Source organism: Mycobacterium dioxanotrophicus (assembly GCF_002157835.1).
Taxonomy (GTDB): domain Bacteria; phylum Actinomycetota; class Actinomycetes; order Mycobacteriales; family Mycobacteriaceae; genus Mycobacterium; species Mycobacterium dioxanotrophicus.
The window spans coordinates 3573807-3594713 of record NZ_CP020809.1 but is presented as its reverse complement, the minus strand read 5'-3'; the positions used below and the strand labels follow the sequence as shown (position 1 = coordinate 3594713).

20 protein-coding genes and 1 pseudogene are annotated in these 20907 nt (G+C 66.1%); 13 read left to right on the top strand and 8 right to left on the bottom strand.

The features are described from left to right. Positions 1-55 precede the first annotated feature (55 nt). Positions 56-709, top strand: a complete 654-nt coding sequence (locus BTO20_RS17425; RefSeq protein ID WP_157680237.1) for a DUF2278 family protein — start codon at positions 56-58, stop codon at positions 707-709. Between the two features lie 43 nt (positions 710-752). Then, positions 753-2054, top strand: coding sequence for a TrpB-like pyridoxal phosphate-dependent enzyme (locus BTO20_RS17420; protein ID WP_087077577.1), 1302 nt, complete (start codon positions 753-755; stop codon positions 2052-2054). A gap of 25 nt (positions 2055-2079) precedes the next feature. Here BTO20_RS17420 and BTO20_RS17415 read toward each other — a convergent pair whose 3' ends face one another. Beyond that, complete coding sequence (locus BTO20_RS17415) at positions 2080-3912, bottom strand: serine/threonine-protein kinase (protein ID WP_087077576.1); 1833 nt, start codon at positions 3910-3912, stop codon at positions 2080-2082. Positions 3913-4042: 130 nt separating this feature from the next. Between BTO20_RS17415 and BTO20_RS17410 the strand changes: the two genes are divergently transcribed. The 4 genes from BTO20_RS17410 (at position 4043) to BTO20_RS17395 (ending at position 8482) form a co-directional block, all read left to right on the top strand. Then, positions 4043-4432 carry a TA system antitoxin ParD family protein gene (locus BTO20_RS17410; protein WP_087077575.1) on the top strand — a complete coding sequence of 130 codons (390 nt, stop codon included), beginning with the start codon at positions 4043-4045 and terminating at the stop codon, positions 4430-4432. Positions 4433-4460: 28 nt separating this feature from the next. After that, entirely contained in the window at positions 4461-5042 is a 582-nt protein-coding gene (locus tag BTO20_RS17405; protein WP_087077574.1) for a zeta toxin family protein, read from the top strand. A gap of 157 nt (positions 5043-5199) precedes the next feature. Beyond that, positions 5200-6873 (top strand): biotin carboxylase, encoded by a 1674-nt coding sequence (locus BTO20_RS17400; RefSeq protein WP_232491172.1) that lies wholly within the window; start codon positions 5200-5202, stop codon positions 6871-6873. A gap of 100 nt (positions 6874-6973) precedes the next feature. Beyond that, positions 6974-8482 carry a PucR family transcriptional regulator gene (locus tag BTO20_RS17395; protein WP_087077573.1) on the top strand — a complete coding sequence of 503 codons (1509 nt, stop codon included), beginning with the start codon at positions 6974-6976 and terminating at the stop codon, positions 8480-8482. A gap of 14 nt (positions 8483-8496) precedes the next feature. Here the strand turns inward: BTO20_RS17395 and BTO20_RS17390 are convergent, their stop codons facing one another. From BTO20_RS17390 to BTO20_RS17380, 3 genes are all read right to left on the bottom strand, one after another. Further along, on the bottom strand, positions 8497-9183 hold the full coding sequence (locus BTO20_RS17390) for a maleylpyruvate isomerase N-terminal domain-containing protein (protein ID WP_087082248.1): 687 nt from the start codon (positions 9181-9183) through the stop codon (positions 8497-8499). 12 nt (positions 9184-9195) lie between these two features. Continuing rightward, the gene (thiD, locus tag BTO20_RS17385; RefSeq protein WP_087077572.1) at positions 9196-9993 is read right to left on the bottom strand and encodes a bifunctional hydroxymethylpyrimidine kinase/phosphomethylpyrimidine kinase; all 798 of its coding nucleotides are present in this window, start codon (positions 9991-9993) and stop codon (positions 9196-9198) included. Between the two features lie 65 nt (positions 9994-10058). After that, the gene (locus tag BTO20_RS17380) at positions 10059-10334 is read right to left on the bottom strand and encodes a hypothetical protein (RefSeq protein ID WP_087082246.1); all 276 of its coding nucleotides are present in this window, start codon (positions 10332-10334) and stop codon (positions 10059-10061) included. Between the two features lie 320 nt (positions 10335-10654). Here BTO20_RS17380 and BTO20_RS17375 point away from each other — a divergent pair, with 320 nt between their 5' ends. The 3 genes from BTO20_RS17375 (at position 10655) to mbp1 (ending at position 13040) form a co-directional block, all read left to right on the top strand. Beyond that, positions 10655-12214, top strand: a complete 1560-nt coding sequence (locus tag BTO20_RS17375) for a SulP family inorganic anion transporter (protein WP_408632204.1) — start codon at positions 10655-10657, stop codon at positions 12212-12214. A gap of 20 nt (positions 12215-12234) precedes the next feature. Next, entirely contained in the window at positions 12235-12636 is a 402-nt protein-coding gene (locus tag BTO20_RS17370) for a MerR family transcriptional regulator (RefSeq protein ID WP_087077571.1), read from the top strand. 170 nt (positions 12637-12806) lie between these two features. Further along, positions 12807-13040, top strand: coding sequence for a microaggregate-binding protein 1 (gene mbp1 / locus BTO20_RS17365; RefSeq protein ID WP_087077570.1), 234 nt, complete (start codon positions 12807-12809; stop codon positions 13038-13040). Positions 13041-13128: 88 nt separating this feature from the next. Here mbp1 and BTO20_RS17360 read toward each other — a convergent pair whose 3' ends face one another. Next, positions 13129-13869 (bottom strand): SHOCT domain-containing protein, encoded by a 741-nt coding sequence (locus tag BTO20_RS17360; RefSeq protein WP_157680236.1) that lies wholly within the window; start codon positions 13867-13869, stop codon positions 13129-13131. A gap of 151 nt (positions 13870-14020) precedes the next feature. Beyond that, a complete protein-coding gene (locus BTO20_RS17355; protein ID WP_198344422.1) occupies positions 14021-14440 on the bottom strand; it encodes an MmyB family transcriptional regulator in 420 nt (139 codons plus the stop codon). 147 nt (positions 14441-14587) lie between these two features. On the opposite strand from BTO20_RS17355, the gene BTO20_RS17350 reads away from it, so the two are divergent. Beyond that, entirely contained in the window at positions 14588-15355 is a 768-nt protein-coding gene (locus tag BTO20_RS17350; RefSeq protein WP_087077568.1) for a glucose 1-dehydrogenase, read from the top strand. A 104-nt stretch (positions 15356-15459) separates the two neighbouring features. On the opposite strand, the gene BTO20_RS17345 is transcribed toward BTO20_RS17350, so the two are convergent. Together BTO20_RS17345 and BTO20_RS17340 are read right to left on the bottom strand one after the other, a co-directional pair. Continuing rightward, positions 15460-16002, bottom strand: coding sequence for a DUF309 domain-containing protein (locus BTO20_RS17345; protein ID WP_087077567.1), 543 nt, complete (start codon positions 16000-16002; stop codon positions 15460-15462). A gap of 372 nt (positions 16003-16374) precedes the next feature. Beyond that, positions 16375-17535, bottom strand: a complete 1161-nt coding sequence (locus BTO20_RS17340) for an LLM class flavin-dependent oxidoreductase (protein WP_087077566.1) — start codon at positions 17533-17535, stop codon at positions 16375-16377. A gap of 366 nt (positions 17536-17901) precedes the next feature. On the opposite strand from BTO20_RS17340, the gene BTO20_RS17335 reads away from it, so the two are divergent. From BTO20_RS17335 to BTO20_RS17325, 3 genes and pseudogenes are all read left to right on the top strand, one after another. After that, entirely contained in the window at positions 17902-18297 is a 396-nt protein-coding gene (locus BTO20_RS17335) for an ArsR/SmtB family transcription factor (protein WP_063840634.1), read from the top strand. Continuing rightward, a pseudogene (locus tag BTO20_RS17330) lies at positions 18294-20257 on the top strand (heavy metal translocating P-type ATPase). The gene BTO20_RS17335 and the pseudogene BTO20_RS17330 overlap by 4 nt, the downstream one beginning before the upstream one ends. Positions 20258-20276: 19 nt before the next feature. Then, positions 20277-20870, top strand: a complete 594-nt coding sequence (locus BTO20_RS17325) for a cadmium resistance transporter (RefSeq protein ID WP_011894055.1) — start codon at positions 20277-20279, stop codon at positions 20868-20870. Positions 20871-20907: the final 37 nt, after the last annotated feature.

The window sequence follows — 20907 nt, the reverse complement described above, 5'->3', positions numbered from 1 at the left end:
CACTTCCTCGCTGCAACAGCAAGAATCGGTTCGCAGCGGGGCAGAGGAGGGTGTCATGGCGTTGCCGGCATACGGGGTTCTCATCGGTACCCTCGACCATTTCGCCCGCGAGGACCCCAATCATTTCGGGTCGTGGTACCACGGCAAGATCTATCTGAATGCGCGGCTCGGCCTGTACGAATGCGCCGTGGACGTGTCGACGCCAAGTGGGGTGCCGGTCCAGTACCGGGAGGTACGCAACCTCGACAAGCGGCTGTTCGCCTTCGGTTCCGAGGCCGACGACTGGTATCCGCTGGCCCGTTCGGAAGAGTCGGGTGCCCTCGACTATCTGCGCTCACCACTGCTGCGAGGACGTGCGGGATGCGTCGGGTTCGTCGCGAGTCCGCTCATCGATCTGGTCAACACCATCCTTCGGTCGCCGCGCTTCGGATGGGTTGAGAGCACTGCCGACAACGCGCTGAATCTGTTGGAGAAGCGGCTGTCTGACTCCAGACGGCTGTACGTCTTCGGCCGCCCGTACACGACCGGTCTCGGTGTGCACGACATCCACATGAACCAGGGCGACCCGCCGGGTCAGTTTCAGGGCCAAGACGGCATCTGGCAGGACGGCGGAACCATCGTCGAGTCGAACGACGGGACGCTCAACGCGTTTCTGACGAAGTTCAAGACCCAGTCGTTGCAGACCGACGACAACGGCCTGCCGGTGTGAACACACTCCGGGAGGCTCGGCCGCGGATCGTTACAGTGTCCTCATGACGCTGCACGCCGACGCCGCCCATCCGGATCTGGTCACCGTCGGGGTGCCGACCCACTGGTACAACCTGGCCGCCGAACTCGATCAGCCGATCCCGCCGCACCTGCATCCCGCGACCAAGGAGCCGGTCGGCCCGGACGATCTCGCGGCGCTCTTCCCGAGCGGATTGATCGCCCAGGAGGTGTCCACCGAGGCGTACATCGCGATCCCCGACGTCGTCCGCGAGATCTACTCGATGTGGCGACCGTCGCCGTTGATCCGGGCCCGGCGGTTCGAAGAAGCGCTGAACACCGGCGCCCACATCTACGTCAAGTACGAGGGCGTCAGCCCCGTCGGTAGCCACAAGACCAATTCAGCTGTGGCACAAGCGTATTACAACAGCATCGATGGAGTCAGGAAGCTGACCACCGAGACCGGCGCGGGCCAGTGGGGCAGTGCTCTCGCCTTTGCCGGTGCGCAGTTCGGCCTCGAGATCGAGGTATGGCAGGTCCGGGCGTCCTACGACTCGAAGCCGTACCGCGGTCACCTGATCCGGACGTACGGAGGCACCGTGCATCCGAGCCCGTCAGAGCTCACCGAGTCGGGACGCGCCATCCTCGCCCAGAACCCGAACACCACAGGCAGCCTCGGCATGGCCGTGAGCGAGGCGGTCGAGGTCGCGGCCGCTGCCCCTGACACCCGGTACGCGCTCGGCAGTGTGTTGAACCACGTCGTGCTCCATCAGAGCGTCATCGGCCAGGAGGCCGTCGCGCAGCTCGCCGCCGTTGAGCCGAACGGCGCCGACGTCGTCTTCGGCTGTGCGGGTGGCGGTTCCAACCTCGCCGGGCTGGCGTTCCCGTTCCTGCGCGAGAAGATCCATGGGCGGTCCAACCCGCGCGTGGTGGCCGCCGAACCGGTCGCGTGCCCGTCGATCACGCAGGGGGAGTACCGCTACGACCACGGCGATGTGGCCGGCCTTACGCCCCTTTTGAAGATGCACACGCTCGGTATGGATTTCGTGCCCGACCCCATTCACGCGGGTGGCCTTCGCTACCACGGGATGGCGCCCGCGCTGAGCCACACTGTCGAGCTCGGGCTGGTCGAGGGCATCGCCATCTCACAGCATGATGCGTTCTCGGCCGGTGTCCGGTTCGCGCGGTCCCAGGGCATTGTGCCCGCGCCCGAGTCGACTCACGCGATCGCCGCCGCCGCGGCGCACGTGGCCGATGACCCCACCGAACAGGTGGTGGTGATCGGGTTGTCGGGCCACGGCCAACTCGACCTGCCGGCCTACGCGGAGTTCCTCGACAAGAAGTTCTGAACCGGCACCGTCGTCGCGGTGTCGGTCAGCCGGCTGCTCTCAAGGTGATGTCGGAGATGGCGGTGCGGCTCTGCCCGCCGACCGTGCCCAGCTTCGAAATCCACACCAGCACATTGGACGTTTTCGTCTTGTTGTCGATCGGGATGGTGTTCTGTCCGGGCCGCAACGACACGTTCGAGGTCAGCTCGGTCGTGTCGGAGACACTGCTCGGCGCGTCGCTGTCGGACGCACGAATCTGCACCTCGGTCCCGGTGCTGGGCACATCGAGGGTCACTTCACTGAGGGCCGTGGGCGCCGCGAGTTGCAGCATCAGGCCGACGCCCTGTTTGAAGGCCGGGAACGGCGCGGCGTCTTGGTAGATGTCGGTGGGCCACGCCGTATCGGGGTTACCGTCGATGGCCTTGCCGGCGTCGTTGGGATGATCGGGTGACCCGCCGGGGGAGAACACCGTCGCACGCTGCGGCGTGACGAGCGGCCCGGGGCCGCCGGGCGACGGGACCCCGAAGCCTCCGGTGATGAAGTAGACAGCCGTCGCCACGACCACCGCGAGCACCGCGAGGAGTCCGACGACACGCGCCGGGCGGGACTTCCACACGGACTTCTTGGCCGGCGTCACCTCGAACGAGTCACGCCGACGGCGGCCGCGCGTACCGGCCGAATGGTTGACCACCGCATCGGCGAAGAGGGTCCGGTCATCCCAGAAGCCGCTCACCTCCACCACGTCCCCGTCGGAGAGTTCGCCGGTGATGGAGTTGCCGCGCAGCTCGACCGGCACAACGGTGTGGGCTTGCCCCGTCGAGTCGTACCGCTCGACGCGGAAAGTCCAGACCTCCTCGTCTGCACCCGGTCCGCTCGGTCGTTTCTGCACCCCGCGCGCCGTACCCAGCACGGTGAGCACGCCCAGCGGTCGGGTCTGCGGGGAACTACGGCCAACGTCGCCGGGATTCTCCAGACCGGCGGTGAACACACCCGAATCAGCGGGAACCCGCTCCAGGGCCGGTTCGGGCGCGGTCGCCTCATTCAGACGACCATTGAGCGCCCGCGCGAAGTCGATACACCGCGCGTAGCGCTGATCGGGGTTCTTGGCCAGCGCCTTGGCCATGGCGGCGTCGAGGTGGGCAAGGTCGGGGCGGCGTTCCGACAGCCGGGGCGGCGGGGTGTTGAGGTGTTTGCCTGCGACGACGATGCGGTTGGCGTCATCGAACAGGGGTGCGCCGGTCAGCAGGTGGAACGCCGTGGCAGCCAGGGCGTACTGGTCGGCCCGGCCGTCGAGCGCCTTGCTGCTGAGCTGTTCGGGCGCGACGTACGCGACGGTGCCGATGGCCATGTTGGTTTCCGTGAGACCACTGACGTCGTCGGCCTCGCGGGCGATGCCGAAATCGGTGAGCAGCACGCGACGACGGGCGCTTGCCGTCGGCGTGGTCACCAGGATGTTCGCCGGCTTGACGTCACGGTGCAGCAGGCGCCGCTCGTGTGCGAAATCGAGCGCTTCGGCGACTGCGGTCACGATCTCCACGACATCCTCATACGGCATGCCCGACGGGTACTGCTTCTCCAGCATGTGCCGGGCATCGGTGCCCTCGACGTAGTCCATGGAGATCCACAGATGGCCTTCGAACTCGCCACGGTCGTGCACACCGACGATGTGCGGGTGCCACAACGTCGCAGCCAGCTCGGCCTCTCTGGTGAATCGCGCGCGGAACTCATCGTCGCGGGTGGTGTCCGTCGACAGGATCTTGAGCGCGTCCAGCCGGGGCAGCCGCGGATGCTGGGCGAGATACACCTCGCCCATGCCACCGGCACCGAGCAGCCGCTGGATGGAGTAACCGGCGAAGACGTCACCGGAGTTGAACGGCATACGTTGGAGCCTACAAACGAGGGCGCCTCGAACACGAAAATGCCGTTGTTTTCCCAGGCCAGACGGCGCGAACCCGCACTTGTGTAGCAGACTGCTACACTCGTAGCAGAGTGCAACACAGGAGGCTGCCATGACTGACACCGCAGACCGGGTGACGCGTTTCGCCGCTGATCTGATGGACAGTGCCGCCGCAGAAGGTGCCCGTCAGAGCCGGTCGGCCAAACAGCAGCTCGACCACTGGGCACGGGTGGGGCGGGCCGTCTCCAGCCAGCAGAGCGCAGCCCGCCGCAAGGTGGAGGCCGCCCTGGCCGGCGACACGCCGTTGCGGGACCTGACGTCCGAGGAGGGCGTCGTGTTCAACGCCGAGATCTCGGCGGCCATCGAAGAGAGCCTGGCACGCGGCAATTACGGCGCGGCACTGGCTGCTCGCGGGGTCACCACCGTCGCGCTCGACGACAACGGCGACATCGTGCAGTACCGCCCCGACGGCAGCACCTCGGTGCTGGTTTCGCAGCAGTGATCGCTGACACGCTCCGCACCACCGCGCGGTGAAACGCCTCGACCTCGTCGTCGGCTCCAACGGCGCGGGGAAGTCGACCTTCGTCGAGCTCACCCTGGCACCGCTGCTTCCGAACAGCCCCTTCGTCAACGCCGACGAGATCGCCAAGCGACGCTGGCCTGACGACCCGGCCACACATTCCTACGACGCCGCGCGCATAGCCGCGCAAACCAGGGCCGCACTCATCGAACGGGGCGAATCCTTCATCGCCGAGACGGTGTTCTCGCACCCGTCGAAACTCGAACTCATCGACCACGCGCACCAAGCCGGATATGGCGTGGTGCTACACGCGGTCATGATCCCGGAGGACCTCGCCGTGTTGCGCGTGCGGCACCGTGTCGAGGCCGGCGGCCACGACGTGCCGGAAGACAAGATCCGCGAGCGCTACCAACGACTTTGGCCGCTGGTCGCCACCGCTGCGGCCCGCTCGGAATCTGCGACGTTCTACGACAACAGCACCGCCAAAGGGCCCCGCATCGTTGCCCAGGTGGCCGGCGGCTTCGCCGTCGGGGCGCCCACGTGGCCGAAATGGACACCGGCCGTGCTCGTTTCGACCTGGCCAGGGCCGTAGGACGCGTTCGTTCGACTCGGGAACGGCCACCGGCCTGAGTGCCGTTTTGTATACCTTTCGCGAACATCGGGTGCCATTTCGGTAGCTGTGCGGCCATGGACGGGGCTGCGACGATCAGGGTGCAGGCAGATTCGACACCGCACAGGAGAACCCGTCTATGACCGAGCCTCGCCCTACCGCTACGCCGCGCAAGCGGGCCGCCAAGACCGCCGCCAAGACCAAGGCTGCCAAAGTCCCGGCAGTCGAGACCGCGACGACGGACCAGGTGACCCCGACGGCCAAGCCCGAGCTCGGCGACGATCTGCGGGAAGTCAGCGTCGGCACCGACGCAGCTTTCGCGTCGTCTCCCTCAGCCGCGTCGAAACGTCGTCCGCTTCGCAATATTTCAGAGATTCGCCACTTCTTCCGCACCAACGACGTCCCGGTGTACTTCATCGGTGCCACCCCGTTCAACTTGCTCGGCCTCGACCGCTGGGTACGCAGGTTCTCCTACATCACCTACTACGACGCCTGGGACGGCGCGCACCCACGGGTGTTCACGCCGATCCACAAGCCCTACCAAGAGTTCGCGAGCGGCGAGGAGATCAACAACTGGCTGTTGCGCAACGCCGAGGTGCGCGCCCACATGAGCCGCGGTGTGCAGCCGGGAGTGCGGCCCAAGGTGGCGATGGTGTTCTTCGACGCCGAGACCGAGGCCATCTGCGCCGAGCTGGGCTACGACCTGATCCTGCCGCCGGCCGCGCTGCGGGAGCACCTGGACTCCAAGATCGTCACCACCAAGCTTGGCAACGAGGCGGGCGCGCCCAGCGTGCCCAACGTGCTGACCAAGGTCGACAGCTACGAAGATCTCACGGCCGCTGCCGAAAAGGCCGGGCTCGGTGACGAACTCGTCGTGCAGACACCCTATGGCGACTCCGGCAAGACCACCTTCTTCATCTCGTCGGAGGCCGATTGGCGCAAGCACAGCGCACACATCGTCGGTGAGGACATCAAGGTCATGCGTCGCATCAACAACCGGCCGGTGGCGGTCGAGGCGGTGCTGACCCGGTGCGGCACGGTTGTCGGTCCGTTCATGACCGAGCTGACCGGCTACGCCGAACTGACGCCGTACCGCGGCGGCTGGTGCGGTAACGAGATGTATCCGGATGTGCTGTCACCGGAACGGCGCTCCAAGGCAACCGAACTCGTCCGACGCTTGGGGGATCGGCTGAGTCAGGAAGGCTACCGCGGCTTCTTCGAAGTCGACGTGCTTGTGGACGTCGACACCGACGAGGTCTATCTCGGCGAACTCAACCCGCGGATCAGCGGCGCGTCGGCGATCACCAATGTCACCGCAGGCGCCTACGCCGATGTGCCCCTGTTCCTGTTCCATCTGCTGGAATTCATGGGCGTGGAGTTCGACATCGATGTCGACGAGATCAACGAGCGCTGGGAGGAACTGGCCTCCGCCGATGTGTGGAGCCAGATGATCATCAAGGAGACGGCCGACGTCGTCGAGTTGCTCGAAGCAACGCCGCCGACCGGCCAGTACTACCTCGACTCCACCGGAGCCCTGGTGTTCCGCCGGGCGGCACTGGACTGGCATCAGTTGCAGGACGAGTCGGAGTCGTTCTTCCTGCGCATCTACGGCCCCGGTGACTACCGCTGGAAGGGCGCAGATCTCGGCGTGCTGGTCACCAAGGGTCGCCTGCAACGAGAATTGGCCCAGGGCGGTTCTGCACTCACCATTCGCGCTGGGCACCTTATCGATTCGCTGCGAGCCCGGTACCGCGGCACCCCGCTTGCCGAGCCCGCCACGATCGAGCCGGCTGCGAGTCTCACGCCGCTCTGACCGGTTCACCGCAGGCGTGACCGTTCCGTAACTCGGGTTCTCGCGGTAGACGTTTCGTCGAAACCCTCGGCACAACTTCGACGATCTGTACACTGCGGCGATGGGCGTTCCGGTGTCCTGGGTGCTCGCGCAGTCTGATCTGTCGCTGCGGCTCCTCGGTGGCAGCGCCGGAGTGTTGCGCGAGGTCACCCTGGCACTGACCACCGAGCTGTCCGAACCTTTCCGCTGGCTCTCCGGTGGCGAGTTGGTACTCACCACCGGACTCGGATTGCCGACGACCCGGGCGAAGCGAGCGGCCTATCTGCGCGGACTCAACGAATGTGGGGTCTCTGCAGTCGGTTTCGCCGTCGGCCTCAGTCATGCGAGGGTGCCGCCGGATCTCATCGCCGCCGCCGACGAGATCGGCATTCCGCTGCTGGAAGTGCCGTTGGCGACACCGTTCGCGGCGGTGGTCAAGCGCATGAGCGAACGGCTCGCCGATCAGCATTATGAAGCGGTACTCCGCGCATCGCGTGCTCAGCCGCGGATCACCCGTGCCGCGGTCGGTGGTGGCGCATCCGCGGTGGTGGCCGAGCTCGCCAGGGCGCTGTCCGCGAAGGTCCTCATCCTCTCCCCGTCGGGCGACGTCATCGAATCCCACCCGCGCTCCGTGGATTCCAAACTGGTCGACGACGTGCAGGCCGTGGTGGCGTCGGCCGGGGCAGGCGCCGTCGTCGCGGGGACCGCCATCACCTACCAGCGCATCAAAGTGACCCGCAAGATCTATGGCACCTTGGCTGTGGTGACGGCCATGCCGCTGTCATCGATCGACCAGATTCTGTTGGGCCACGCGAATTCATTACTCGCACTGGACTTCGAGAAGCCGGCCCGCCTGGTCGAAGCCCACCGCGAACTCAATGCGAGTGCGCTGGGACTTCTGCTCAGCGGCGAGCACGATCTCGGCCCGGCACGCGCGCAGCTCGCCCAGGTCGCCGATTCGCACGGGCACATCCGCGCCCTCGTCATCGACTGCGGGTCCGCCCCAGCCATCGAGCAGGCGTGCGCCGCACTCACACCGGCAGTCGAACGCGGCGGCTCGGTGCTCTTCGCGCGCGTACAGGGATGCCAGCTGATCGCCGTGCTACCGGGCACTCACGATGTCGCGTTCGTCCGCCGCGTCACCACCGATGTCGCCGCGCCGGCCCGCAAACTCATCAGGGTCGGCCTCAGCGAGCCGCTTGCGGTCGGCCGCCTGGAGGTGGCCGTCGAGCATGCCAAGATCGCGGCTGGAGCAGCCGAATGCGGGGGAGTGCCACTGGAATTCATGGCGTTCGCGGGCCGGGCGCTGCTCTCGATCGATTCGACCCGCCAGGTGCTCAATACCGTCGCGGACACCTTCCTGGCGCCTCTTGGCGTATACGACCGCGAGCACGGCAGTGAACTTCTGGTGTCGTTGCGGGCATTTCTGGAGGCCAACGGGCATTGGGAGACAGCGGCATCCGCGATCGGTGTGCACCGCCACACCTTGCGTAAACGTATGACGTCGGTGCAGGAGTTGATCGGGTGCAACCTCGACGTCGCCCGGGTCCGCGCAGAGCTGCTGTTGGCACTGCTGGCCTACCAGAGCTGAGGTGATGCGGCAGATCACCCGAGAACGTAAGGCAGGCGGTCGCCGAGAGATCCCAGCGCAGCGCGCTCGGCGGCGGTGGCCGGCCGCCGGCCGGTTCCGATTGTCAGAACGGCAGCGTCCGACATCGACACCGGGAATGGCGTGTCGGCGATCCCCTCGAACTGCTTGCGTGATGCCGTCAGCGCCAGCGCCGGGGGCCCGTCCACACCGCGTACATGCGCGGTCAGGTCGAGATGGTGCAACGTCGCTTCGAGGACGTAGGCATCCAGATAGTCAGCGGCAGTGAGGACTTCGCCTTGCGTTCTGACTCGAAGGTCTGGTGCGACAAGCTGGGCGGCCCGCGCTGCTGCCGAACCCACATCGTCGAGGTGATGCTTGAGCAGGTGCGGCTGCTCGTATGCCGCTGCCAGTCGCACGGTCAGCGCGTCGAGAGGGTCCTGCCCGCTCGGCAGCGTGTGCGTGATCTCCCAGTATGTCGCTGCATCGCGCGTCGGCTCGTCGTCAGTCGGTGTAGCCAGCGTGATGAGAATGTCCTGAGCGTCAATCACCAGATGACACAGCAGGTCTTGAACCTTCCACCCCGCGCAGCCGGACGGCGCCGTGAAATCCCGATCGGAGAGCCGCTCGGCGGCATCCAGCAGCGAACGCCACGCCACGGCGAACGCCGCATACCCCTTGGGACCGGCTTGGTCACGGCGCATCGGAATCATCGGTCAGGGGAGCGCGGACTGTCGCACGGCGTCGAACGGGGTGTTGCCGCTGATCCGGTTGACGATGCCTGCGGTGGTGAACTCTTTGGCCAGTCGCACCGCGTCGCCGACAGGTGATCCCGTCGCCAGCGCTGCGGTGATCGCCGCCGCCAGGGTGCAGCCGGCCCCGGCCACCCGAGCCTGGCCGACTTTGGCCGTACGCAGAATCTCGACGTCGCTGCCGTTGTAGAACACGTCGACGGCGTCGTCGCCGGGAAATTCCACGCCGCCCTTGACAACCACATAGCGAGGCCCGAGATCGGCGATGCGTTGGGCTGCTTCCACGAGGTCGTCGACAGACGAGATGTTCTCCATCCCGGCCAAGGTGCGCGCCTCGAACAGGTTCGGGGTGGTCACGGTGGCCAGCGGCAGGATCTGCCGGCGCAGCGCGGTGTCGGTATCGAGGGCAGCGCCGGGTTCCTGGCCTTTGCAGATGAGCACGGGATCGACGACGACGTGCCGCCAGGGCTGACGCGCAAGGGCCTGCGCGACGACGTCGATGGTGGCGGGGGTGCCCAGCATGCCGATCTTGACGACGTCCAGGTCATACGCCGAAGTCGCGGCTTCGATCTGATCGGCGACGACGTGCGGTTCGACCGGCACGAAGCGGTGTGTCCAATTCGCTTTCGGATCGAAGGACACGATGCAGGTCACGGTGCCGACGCCGTAGGCGCCGAGCTGTTGGAAGGTCCGCAGGTCTGCCTGCAGGCCGGCGCCGCCGGTGGCTTCAGATCCAGCGATGACGTATGCGAGGTCAACCACGCCATCGAGCCTACGGCCCCGCGCAACCGAGTTCCGGGATCCTGCAGAGGATGTCCGGCCTCGAGTTAGGGGAAGGTGATCGGGGGAATCGCGGAGGGAAGCGGAACTTCCGGGATGTCTGCAGGCATCTCGACGTGTGGCACGTCGGCCGGCAGTTCGACCGTGGGGACGTCGCCGGGCAATTGCACGTTCGGCACTGAGCTGGGCAATGGCACGGACGGTAGGTCGCTCGGGAAGGGGAACGGCGGAATGTTGGCCGGAACCGGCAGCGTTGTCTCCACATCGTCCAACGCGGCAGGCTGACCCGCTTCGCCGGCGCAGCCGACGACCAGTACGGGCATCCCACACATCGCGATGAACACAGCCGCTCGCCGCGAGACTCGTTTGATTGTGAAAGGCATCTTGCCAACTCGTTTGCCGTCCACGGCTACGACGCTACCACCGGGCTACGAGCGGATTGAACCCGTTGGCAGTGTGGGCTTTTGGCGTTGGTAGCGCGACCGATTAGGCCAAACTCTCCCCTAAGGGTAGAGTTTGCCCTCGTCGCCCAAACGCGGTGATCAGCTGAGTCGGGCCCACCTCACCCTGGGCTTGCGTGGTCAATTCTGTGTTCGGGCAATACTTTTCGCGCAACGAGGCGCACGGACACCGGAACTCATCGATGGTGGATCTGCCCGTCCAGTTATCAGTTCGCGGCCCGAGAACGGAGTTTGTGGTGAAACGATTGGCCAACGCGCCGACGCCGACCGAGCAGCAATCGATACTGGGCGCGCTGCGTTCCCCGCGCCGGCTGCGCACCGAGGTGCTGGCCGGGCTGGTGGTGGCGCTGGCACTGATCCCGGAGGCGATTTCGTTCTCGATCATCGCCGGGGTGGACCCTCGGGTGGGCCTGTTCGCGTCGTTCACCATGGCTGTGACGATCGCGGTCGTCGGCGGGCGGCCGGCGATGATCTCGGCGGCCACCGGCGCCGTGGCCCTGGTGGTGGCGCCGCTCGTGCATAGCCACGGGCTGAATTACCTGGTCGCGGCGGTGATCCTCGCCGGCGTGCTGCAGCTGCTGCTCGGTGGCCTCGGAGTGGCCAGGTTGATGAGGTTCGTGCCACGCAGCGTGATGGTCGGTTTCGTCAACGCCCTGGCGATCCTGATCTTCCTGTCCCAGTTGCCGCACCTGCTCGGCGTGCCGTGGCTGGTGTACCCGATGGTGGTGGCGGCGATTGCCATCATGGTCGCGTTACCGAAGCTCACCACCGCCATCCCCGCGCCGCTGGTCGCCATTGTGGTACTGACCGCAGTCACAGTGGGATTGGGTTGGTCGGTGCCGAATGTGGGCGACGAAGGCCAACTTCCGTCCAGCCTGCCGGCGCTGTTGATTCCCGATGTTCCGTTCACGGTGCACACGCTCGCGGTGATCGCTCCCTATTCGCTGACGATGGCCGTCGTCGGGCTGCTGGAATCACTCATGACCGCCAAGTTGGTGGACGACATCACCGATACCCACTCCAACAAGTCCCGCGAGGCGATGGGTCAAGGGGTGGCCAACGTGGTCACCGGATTCTTCGGCGGTATGGGTGGCTGCGCGATGATCGGCCAGACGATGATCAATGTGAAGGCCTGCGGCGCACGGACCCGCATCTCGACTTTCCTGGCCGGGACCCTGCTGCTCGGGCTCGTGGTGGGGCTCGGCGATGTCGTGGCCCGAATCCCGATGGCCGCCTTGGTGGCGGTGATGATCATGGTGTCAGTGGGCACCTTCGACTGGCATAGGATCAGCCCAAACACGTTGCGGCGCATGCCCAAGAGTGAGACCACCGTCATGGTGGCAACCGTGGCCGTCACGGTGGCCACCGACAACCTCGCCTACGGGGTGACCGTGGGCACCCTGACCGCCATGGTGCTGTTCGCCCGCCGAGTCGCGCACATGACCGAGGTCGTCGATATCGCCCACCCCGACGAGAACACTCGCGTGTATGCGGTGAAGGGGGAGCTGTTCTTCGCTTCCAGCAACGACTTGGTGTATCAGTTCGACTACGTCGGCGACCCTGCGAACGTCGTGATCGACATGAGCCACGCCCACATCTGGGATGCTTCGACCGTGGCGACTCTCGACGCGATCACCACCAAATATGCGGCAAAAGGCAAGACCGTCCGCATCGTCGGGATGAACGACAACAGCGCCGAGCGTCACGCGCGGCTCAGCGGCCAACTCGCCGGCGAGCACTGACCCACACTGAGGAGCCCGACGTGAGCAGCCCGGACACCGGTCACGAGCACCTGCAGATCGGTGAGGTCGCAGCCCGCACCGAACTGTCCATCAAAACCATCCGGCACTACGACGAGGTCGGTCTGGTGGTGCCGTCAGCACGATCCGCAGGCGGGTTCCGTCTCTATACCACCGGCGACGTCGACCGACTGCTGGCGATCCGCCGCATGAAACCCCTGGGCTTCAGCCTTGACGAAATGCGTCAGCTGCTCGTCGCGCTCGACACCCTCAACAGCGCCTCTGCCAGCCCGACCGCACGCACTCAAGCGCTCGACTACGTCAGCGAATGTCACACCCGCGCCCAAGCTGCGTGCGCCAAATTGACCCGACAACTCGCCTACGCCCACGAACTGACCGACCAACTCGCCCTGTTGTGCAGCTGACGGTTCGCCCAGCCCGCCCAGGGCGACCGACCCTGCACTGTCGTGACTGCTCTCACATCTTGACGGATCTTGTTTGACGCGGTCGGAGCACGGGGTATTTCGCGGTCACGGCGGCACAGGGCCGCCCCGCGTCGACGGCGCATCGCAAGTATGCAGAGGAGCTGGTATCTATGTCGGACAAGAGCGGACCCCTGGAAGGCATCGAAGGCGTCGTGGAAGGCGTCAAGGGCAAGGCCAAGGAAGCCATCGGCTCGGTCGTCGGACGCGACGACCTGCGCCGTGAAGGCCAGGCGCAACAGGACAAGGCTGATTCCCAACGCGAGGCAGCGAAGAAGGAAGCCGAAGCGGAATCTGCGCGTAAGGCAGCCGCTGTCAACGAGTCCCGCGAGAAGGCCGAACAGTAGGCACAGCCGAGGCGGGGCCGACCAGCGCAACTGGTCGGCCCCGCTCTGCGCTTCCGTGGCCACCGCCACAGCGATGTCGAAGCGTCGGTTAAAGATTCGGGTCGTTGAGGATCCGACGCTTCTCTGATTGGAACTCCGCCTCGGTGAGCGCCCCCGACTGACGCAGTGCTGCCAAGGTTTTCAGACGTTCCAGACGGACGCCTTGATCATCGGGCAGTTCGGTCGGTGCTCCGGCTGGCGGCACCGGCATCGCGAACTCGTCGTAAGTCGCCTGTACCAGAGGTCGATTGCGTCTGTCTGCACTGATCCACCACAGGATCGACAGGGGCAATGCGACCGCGGCAAGAACGATCAATCCAACGAAAGGCCAAATCGCCGAACCATATGGACTTCCATGGCCGAAGGACAACCGGGGCCGCTGGTTCTCGTTACCCGACCCTTCGATGAAAACCCGGTAGCGACCCGCCTGCCCAACCTGTGCCGATCCGATCTGCACGCGCACGTCTCGATTCGAAGTCGTGGTGCCGCCCATGCGGTCGGTAAGGACCGGGGTAGGGGCCCCGGCCGGCGCTTCGAAACGCAGCTTCACCGAAGGCACGATCACGCTTGCGCCCGTGGTAGCAGTGACCGCGTGATAGGAGATCACCACCTCACCTGCGGGTAGCTCCAACTCTGCCGAGCCCGGGATTGCCACTTCACCGTATGCGGCGGAGTCGGCGAACACGAAGGCGTTCAGCAACGCCGTCACAATGGCTCCGGCCACGCCAACAGCGAGCAATACGCCCGACACTGCGGTCGCGATCTTCGGAGCTTTTCGCGTGCCATTCACAGCTGGCAGTGTGCCACGGCCGCTCGAGTGAGTTACCCGTGCGCGCCACTACGCGGTTGTGGTTGAGCTCGGCGCGCGGGAGGCGCGCAGATCGAAACACCTAAGAGTGACGCGGATGAGTCCGGCGTACTTCGTCGTCGATGGTCTGCGGCTACTTCTGCGTCTCGGCCCAGGTCGCCAACAGGGCAAGACCGTCGGCGCTGGGCGTACCGGGCTCTGCGGTGTAGGTGGTGATCGAAACGTGCGGGTTACCAGGCAGCGCGAAGTCGTCGTACGCGAGGTCCATCGTGCCGACCGCCGGGTGGTTGACGACTTTGCGTCCGCGCGAGTGGCGGCGCACATTGTGCTTGCCCCAACGGGTCCTGAAATCGGTGCTGCGCGTGGAGAGCTCGCCGATGAGGGCGGTCACCTGTTCGTCCAGTGGGTCGCGCCCAGCGGTCGCTCGGAGTATCGCGACCAGCAGATCCTTCGCCTCGTCGATGTCGGCGTAGAAGCCCTCGGCGCGCGGGTCCAGGAACACGTACCTGGCGATCTTCGGTGGCTGCCGGATGATCTCCTGCTGAGACTCCATGGTTTCAAGGCTAAAACGCCTGTTCCTGGCGTGGGGGGTCGTGACAGTGCCTGGCAGGCATCCGCTGGGCGAGGGACGGTGGTCAAGCACCCCTGAGCCTCCGAAACGGCAACTGCCGACGTGATTTTGATTCGACAGGAGAACACCATGAACCCCATCTACGACTTCACCGGGCAGGTGGCCCTGGTCACCGGCGCCGCTTCCGGGATGGGCCTGGCCGCTGCCCGTGCGTTCGCCGACTCCGGCGCCGCCGTGGTTCTGGCAGACCTCGACCACGACGCCGTCCACAACGCAGCCGAGGAGATCACCGGCCGCGGGCGGCAGGCGATCGGCGTCGTCTGCGACGTCACCGACGAACAGCAAGTGGAGGCGGCGGTGCGGCGCGCGGTGACGGAGTACGGCCGGTTGGACATGGCGTTCAACAACGCCGGCATCCAGGTGCCGCCGACCGACGCGGCCGACGAGAGCTCCGACGCCTTCGACCGGGTCAACGCCGTCAACCTGCGCGGCGTCTGGGCCGCCATGAAGCACGAACTCCGACAGATGCGCGAACAGGGCAGCGGCGCCATCGTCAACTGCTCATCCCTAGGCGGGCTCGTCGGGCTGCCCGAACGTGCGGCCTACCACGCCTCTAAGCACGGCGTCATCGGCCTGACCCGCAGCGCTGCGGTCGAGTACGCGCCCCGGGGCGTCCGCATCAACGCCGTGTGCCCCGGCGTCATCGACACCCCGATGGTCGCCGACATGGTCGAGAACCAAGCCGAGGCCATGGCCGGGATCATCAAAGAACAGCCCATCGGCCGACTGGGGCGTGCCGACGAGGTCGCAGCAGCCGTCCTGTGGCTGTGCAGCCCCGGCGCCAGCTTCGTCGTCGGAACAGCTCTGCCGGTCGACGGTGGCTTCACCGTCCACTGATTCGCATCGATGCACCCAGGCTATTCCCCTGCATGCACCGGAACTGCAGGTCAACGACCGTGTGCCGCTACGGCGTCACGGACGGATTTTGAAGTGCGAGAAGGCTACGACGGTCCGCTGGGATGTGGCTCTGATTCGCCGTCGCGGCTTGACGAGGAGCCGCCGGCGCTCGAGATAATCCGCAGCCGTGGTCGCAATCTCTCGTCGGCGATTTCCGCTCCCGCTTCCAGGTCGTCAGCCAGCGCATTGGCGAACGCCACCAGACCGGCGTCATCGACGGAGTAACGGGACACCTGCGGATCGGCGGACAATCGACCAGCGGCTCGTCGCAGCAGGCTGGCCGCGCCGCTGCGATTGCCGCGTTGGACGTGCGTGATCCCGACCGCGAGTTGGGCCAAGCCCTGCCACAGCATCCGCTCGTCGGCCGGGCCGTTCTTCCAGGCGGCCTCGAGCACCTCGTGCGCGTGGAACGCCAACCCCTGGTCCAGTAGCTCCTGGGCATAGTCGAGGCTGTCTGCCGGCGGCAGACAAAGGTCATCGGGTATTCGCGGGATGCCCGTGGCACCGGGTGGAAGCGGGCGGCCCAAGGCGTCGCGCGGTCGCGCGCTGCGGGGCCGACCCGATTCGTCGCGATCGCGGGCTGCCATGCCTCCATCATGACAACTGCAGTCCACTCACAACGCCATCGGGTTGTACAAGTGACCGATGTCGGCAGGGGGGAGCGACTTCGCTGGCGACTACTTCACTCTTCGGAATCAGATCTTGCTGGCGCGGTGACCCGAGCAGACCGCGAATTGGCGCCGTTCGGCCGGAGCAAGCGGAGCGTAGTCCATCAGCGCCGGCGAAACATGTTGCGACGCAATAATGCTTCGGCGATTTGATTCAAATCCTCTGCGAGACAGGATAATTCGCACCCATTTGCTGGTACGCCTGCGTGTTCGAGAGCTGCAAGTTCCTTCGCCCGCCCGGGTGGTGTGGTCGCGAACTTTGGTCCCCGGGCCCGATGGGCGCCTGCTTGGCTAGAGGCGCTTCAATCCACGGATCGCCTGGAGGAACGGCAGAGTCGACGCGAGTCCCTTGCGAAAGTTCGGTTGTAACGTGCTGACGTTTCCCAGCGTGATGTGCCGCACGCCCTGATCTCGCCATTCGGCGGCCTGTTCGACGATGTCGTTGGGGGTGCCGGTTAGTAATCCTTCTCTGAGCAATGACTGCGGCACCTGCCGGGTGTAGGAGAGTGCGGTTTGTTCATCGATCAGTTGAGGCATGATGTCCGTTGCCCCACCGCTCAGGCCCATCGGATGCGAAACGCCGTGGCGCTCCCACCAATCCGCTGGGGCAAGCAGTGCGATGGATTTGATGGCGTCGCTGCTCAATGCCTCCTCGACGTCGTCGCGGGTGCGCCCGGCGACGGCGAACCCTTGCCAGGCTCCCTTGACCGACATCGGGTCGCGGCCTGCGTCGGAGGCGGCGCTTCGAACTGCATCCAATCCGGCGGCGTATTCGGTCGGAGCGATGAGCGCCGGTACCCAGCCGTCGGCGTAGCGTCCGGTGATTCTCAGCATGCGTGGGCCGTGAGAAGCGACCCAGATTTCGGGCCATTTCCCTCTGTGGGGCGGCAGTTCGAAGACGGCATCGTGCAGCGGAAAGTACGGCGAGTCGCGGGAGATCAACTCTCCGCCGGAGTTCCAAAGGGCGCGGATGGTGGCAAGTGCTTCTTCCAACCGTGTTACCGGTTTGGACCACTCCACGCCGTAGGGTTCGTTGCCTTCGCGCTCGCCCGTTCCGATGCCCAGGACCGCCCGTCCGCCGGTGAGTAGATGCAGCGTCGCGGCCGCCTGAGCAGTGACCGCGGGGTTTCGGCGACCGGCGTCGGTGACGCTGACTCCCAGCCGCAGGCGCCCGATCCGGTTGCGCGCCGCGAGATGGCCAAGCACGGTCCAGGGTTCGAGGATCGCGTCGACCTTCGGCACCAGACGCGCTGCACCGACGTAGCGGCGGCTGGCGATCGACCGGGGGAACAACGAGTTCAGATGATCGCCTACCCAAAACGAGTCCGCGCCGGCGGCCACCGCGCCGAGATAGTTTGCCCGCAACGGCGCCGTCGGCCATGGCTGCGCATTGACGATCTGGTCGAACACACCGACCCCGAACCGGCTCTTCGAATTCGACCGTCGTCCCATGGGTCTTTGTCCTTTCCCCGTGCGCCGCCGGACTGGCCACCTTCGAGCGTGGACAGCGCACTAGGTACTCGATGGTGTTCGTGCCCAGTATCACGGGCGCAGGGGCTCTGTGACGTGCGATCGTCGAAGATCTCGGCAACCGGACTCAACGTGGCTGTCCGTTCTCATTTGATCTGACACAGGACCAGTGAGCTGAACTGCGGTGTATCAGATCGGATGAGAATTCCACTTGACCAGCTTTATCAGCCGATCTGATGCACGACCGAATTCGTCTGCGACGCTCGCCGCGACCGGGAGCAGCTCCGAGAATGGCTGTCACGAATGCGCCCCTTTCGCTAAATCGGCTTCGATGGTTATCATCGTTGTGTGACGATGAATAAGCGGGACACCTGCCTGGCCGGCAACACGTCCGACCTCGATGCCGCGGTGGCACTGTTCCACAGTCTCTCCGATGCGACGCGGTTGACGATCGTGCGCCGCCTGGCTGACGGGGAGGCGCGAGTTGTCGATCTGATCGGTGAGCTGGGGTTGGCGCAATCCACCGTCTCCGCGCACGTGGCGTGCCTGCGGGACTGTGGGCTGGTCACCGGCCGCCCAGAAGGCCGTCAGGTGTTCTATTCCTTGTCTCGCCCCGAGCTGCTGGACGTGCTCGCTGCGGCGGAAACGCTGCTGGCGGCCACCGGCAACGCGGTGGCGTTGTGTCCCACCTATGGAACCGGCGCCCGGGGTGCGGCGATCGACACCGAGGAGACGCGGCAATGAGCGATGCCTGTGGCTGCGGCAGCGACGAACCCCGCAGCGCCGAGGAGCAGGAGCGTGAACCCGAACGGCTCTGGCAGATCACAGAATTGCAGTTCGCCGCGCTCTCCGGGGTACTGCTGCTGGCGGCGTTGATCGCCAACCTGGTCGGCGCCGCCGACCCGGTGGTGCTCACGTTGGAGGCAGCGGCGCTGCTGGCCGGCGCCTATACCTTCGTGCCGTCCACCCTGGGCGGCTGGCCAAGGCAAGATCGGGTCGGCACGCTGATGACCATCGCCGCCGTGGGCGCGGTGCTGCTCGGCGAGGTCGGTGAGGCCGCGATGCTGGCGTTCCTGTTCTCCATCAGCGAAGGCCTGGAGGAATACTCGCTGGCCCGCACCCGCCGCGGACTGCGCGCACTACTGTCGCTGGTGCCCGATGAGGCCACCGTTCGCCGCGACGGCACCGAAACAACCATCGCGCCAACAGAATTGCGCATCGGTGACCTCATGGTCGTCAAACCCGGAGAACGAGTCGCCACTGACGGCATCATCACCCGGGGCCGCACCGCCCTGGACCTCTCGGCCATCACCGGCGAATCAGTGCCCGTTGAAGCCGGCCCCGGTGATGAGGTGTTCGCCGGGTCGATCAACGGAGCCGGCGCCCTCGAAGTAGAAGTCAGCACCACCGCCGAGGACAATTCCCTGGCCCGCATCGTGCGCATCGTGGAAGCCGAGCAGTCCCGCAAGGGCGCCGCCCAACGTTTGGCTGACCGCATCGCCAAACCCCTGGTCCCCGCCGTGATGATCGCCGCCGCCCTGATCGCCGTCGCGGGGAGCCTGCTCGGTGACCCCGCCACCTGGATCGAACGCGCTCTGGTGGTGCTGGTCGCCGCCTCGCCCTGTGCTCTGGCGATTTCGGTACCGGTCACGGTCGTCGCCGCCATCGGCGCCGCCAGCAAGCTGGGCGCCCTGGTCAAAGGTGGCGCCGCGCTGGAAGCGCTGGGCAGGATCCGTGGGGTCGCCCTGGATAAGACCGGTACCCTCACCGCCAACCGGCCCACCGTCATCGAGGTGGCCACCACCCCCGACGTCACCCCCGAGCACGTCCTGGACCTCGCGGCCGCCGTAGAGGCCCGCAGTGAACACCCCCTGGCCGCGGCGATCCTGGCCGCCGCCGGCACCGTCACCCCCGCCGCCGACGTCGAGGCAGTCACCGGCGCCGGACTCACCGGCCACCGCGACGGGCACCGCATCCGGCTGGGCCGCCCGGCTGGCTCGACCGAGGTCCGCTCACCGCCGAGGTCACCCGGATGCAGCAGGCCGGAGCCACCGCCGTCCTGGTCGAAGACAACGGACAGGTGATCGGTGCCATCGCCGTGCGTGACGAATTGCGGCCCGAGGCAACCGAAGTCATCACCCAGCTGCGCCGCGACGGCTACCAGGTGGCGATGCTCACCGGCGACAACCACGCCACCGCGGCCGCCCTGGCCCGCGAAGTCGGCATCGACACCGTGCACGCCGATCTGCGCCCCGAAGACAAAGCCCGACTGATCGAACAGCTCCGCACCCAGCGCCCCACCGCGATGGTCGGCGATGGCGTCAACGACGCCCCCGCACTGGCTACCGCCGACCTCGGCATCGCGATGGGCGCCATGGGCACCGACGTCGCCATCGAAACCGCCGACGTCGCACTCATGGGTGAAGACCTACGCCACCTGCCACAAACATTCACCCATGCCCGCCGCGCCCGACGGATCATGCTGCAAAACGTCGGCCTATCCCTCGGACTGATCATTGTGCTGATGCCGCTGGCTTTGTTCGGGGTGCTCGGGTTGGCCGCCGTCGTGCTCGTCCATGAACTCGCCGAAATCGTGGTCATCGCCAACGGTGTGCGCGCCGGCCGCACCACAGCACTGACCGCACTCACCGCACAGCGGTCAACCAACCTAGCCACCGCGACCGCAGTGGGTGCCCCGTCGTGACCACCGATGGCACACACCCATGATCCTGTCGTCGGTTCTGCCCGCGATCGGGCTGTTCATCGTCACCAACATCGACGACATCATCGTGCTTTCACTGTTCTTCGCCCGCGGCGCAGGACAACGCGGGACCACCTCCCGGATCACCGCCGGCCAATACCTGGGATTCGCTGGAATTCTCGGCGCCGCCGTCCTCGTGACCCTAGGTGCGGGCGCATTCCTGCCGCCCGACGTCATCCCGTTCTTCGGACTCATCCCCCTCGCCCTGGGACTGAAGGCGGCTTGGCAAGCCTGGCGCGGAAACGGTGACGATGATGGTGACGCGAAGGTTGCGGGCAAGACCGTCAGCGTCTGGGCGGTCGCTGGCGTGACCTTCGCCAACGGCGGCGACAACGTCGGCGTCTACGTCCCGGTCTTCCTCAGCGTCGGACACGCAGCCGTCGTGGCCTACTGCGTCGTCTTCCTTCTTCTCGTCGGGGTGCTGGTGGTCATCGCCAGATATGTTGCCACCCGCCGCCCGATCGCGGAGATCCTCGAACGATGGGAACACATCCTGTTCCCGATTGTTCTGATCGGACTGGGTATTGTCATCCTGATCGGCGGCCTAGCTTTCTAGCTCGTCTAGTATTTCCATCTACGTATGCCTCACGGTC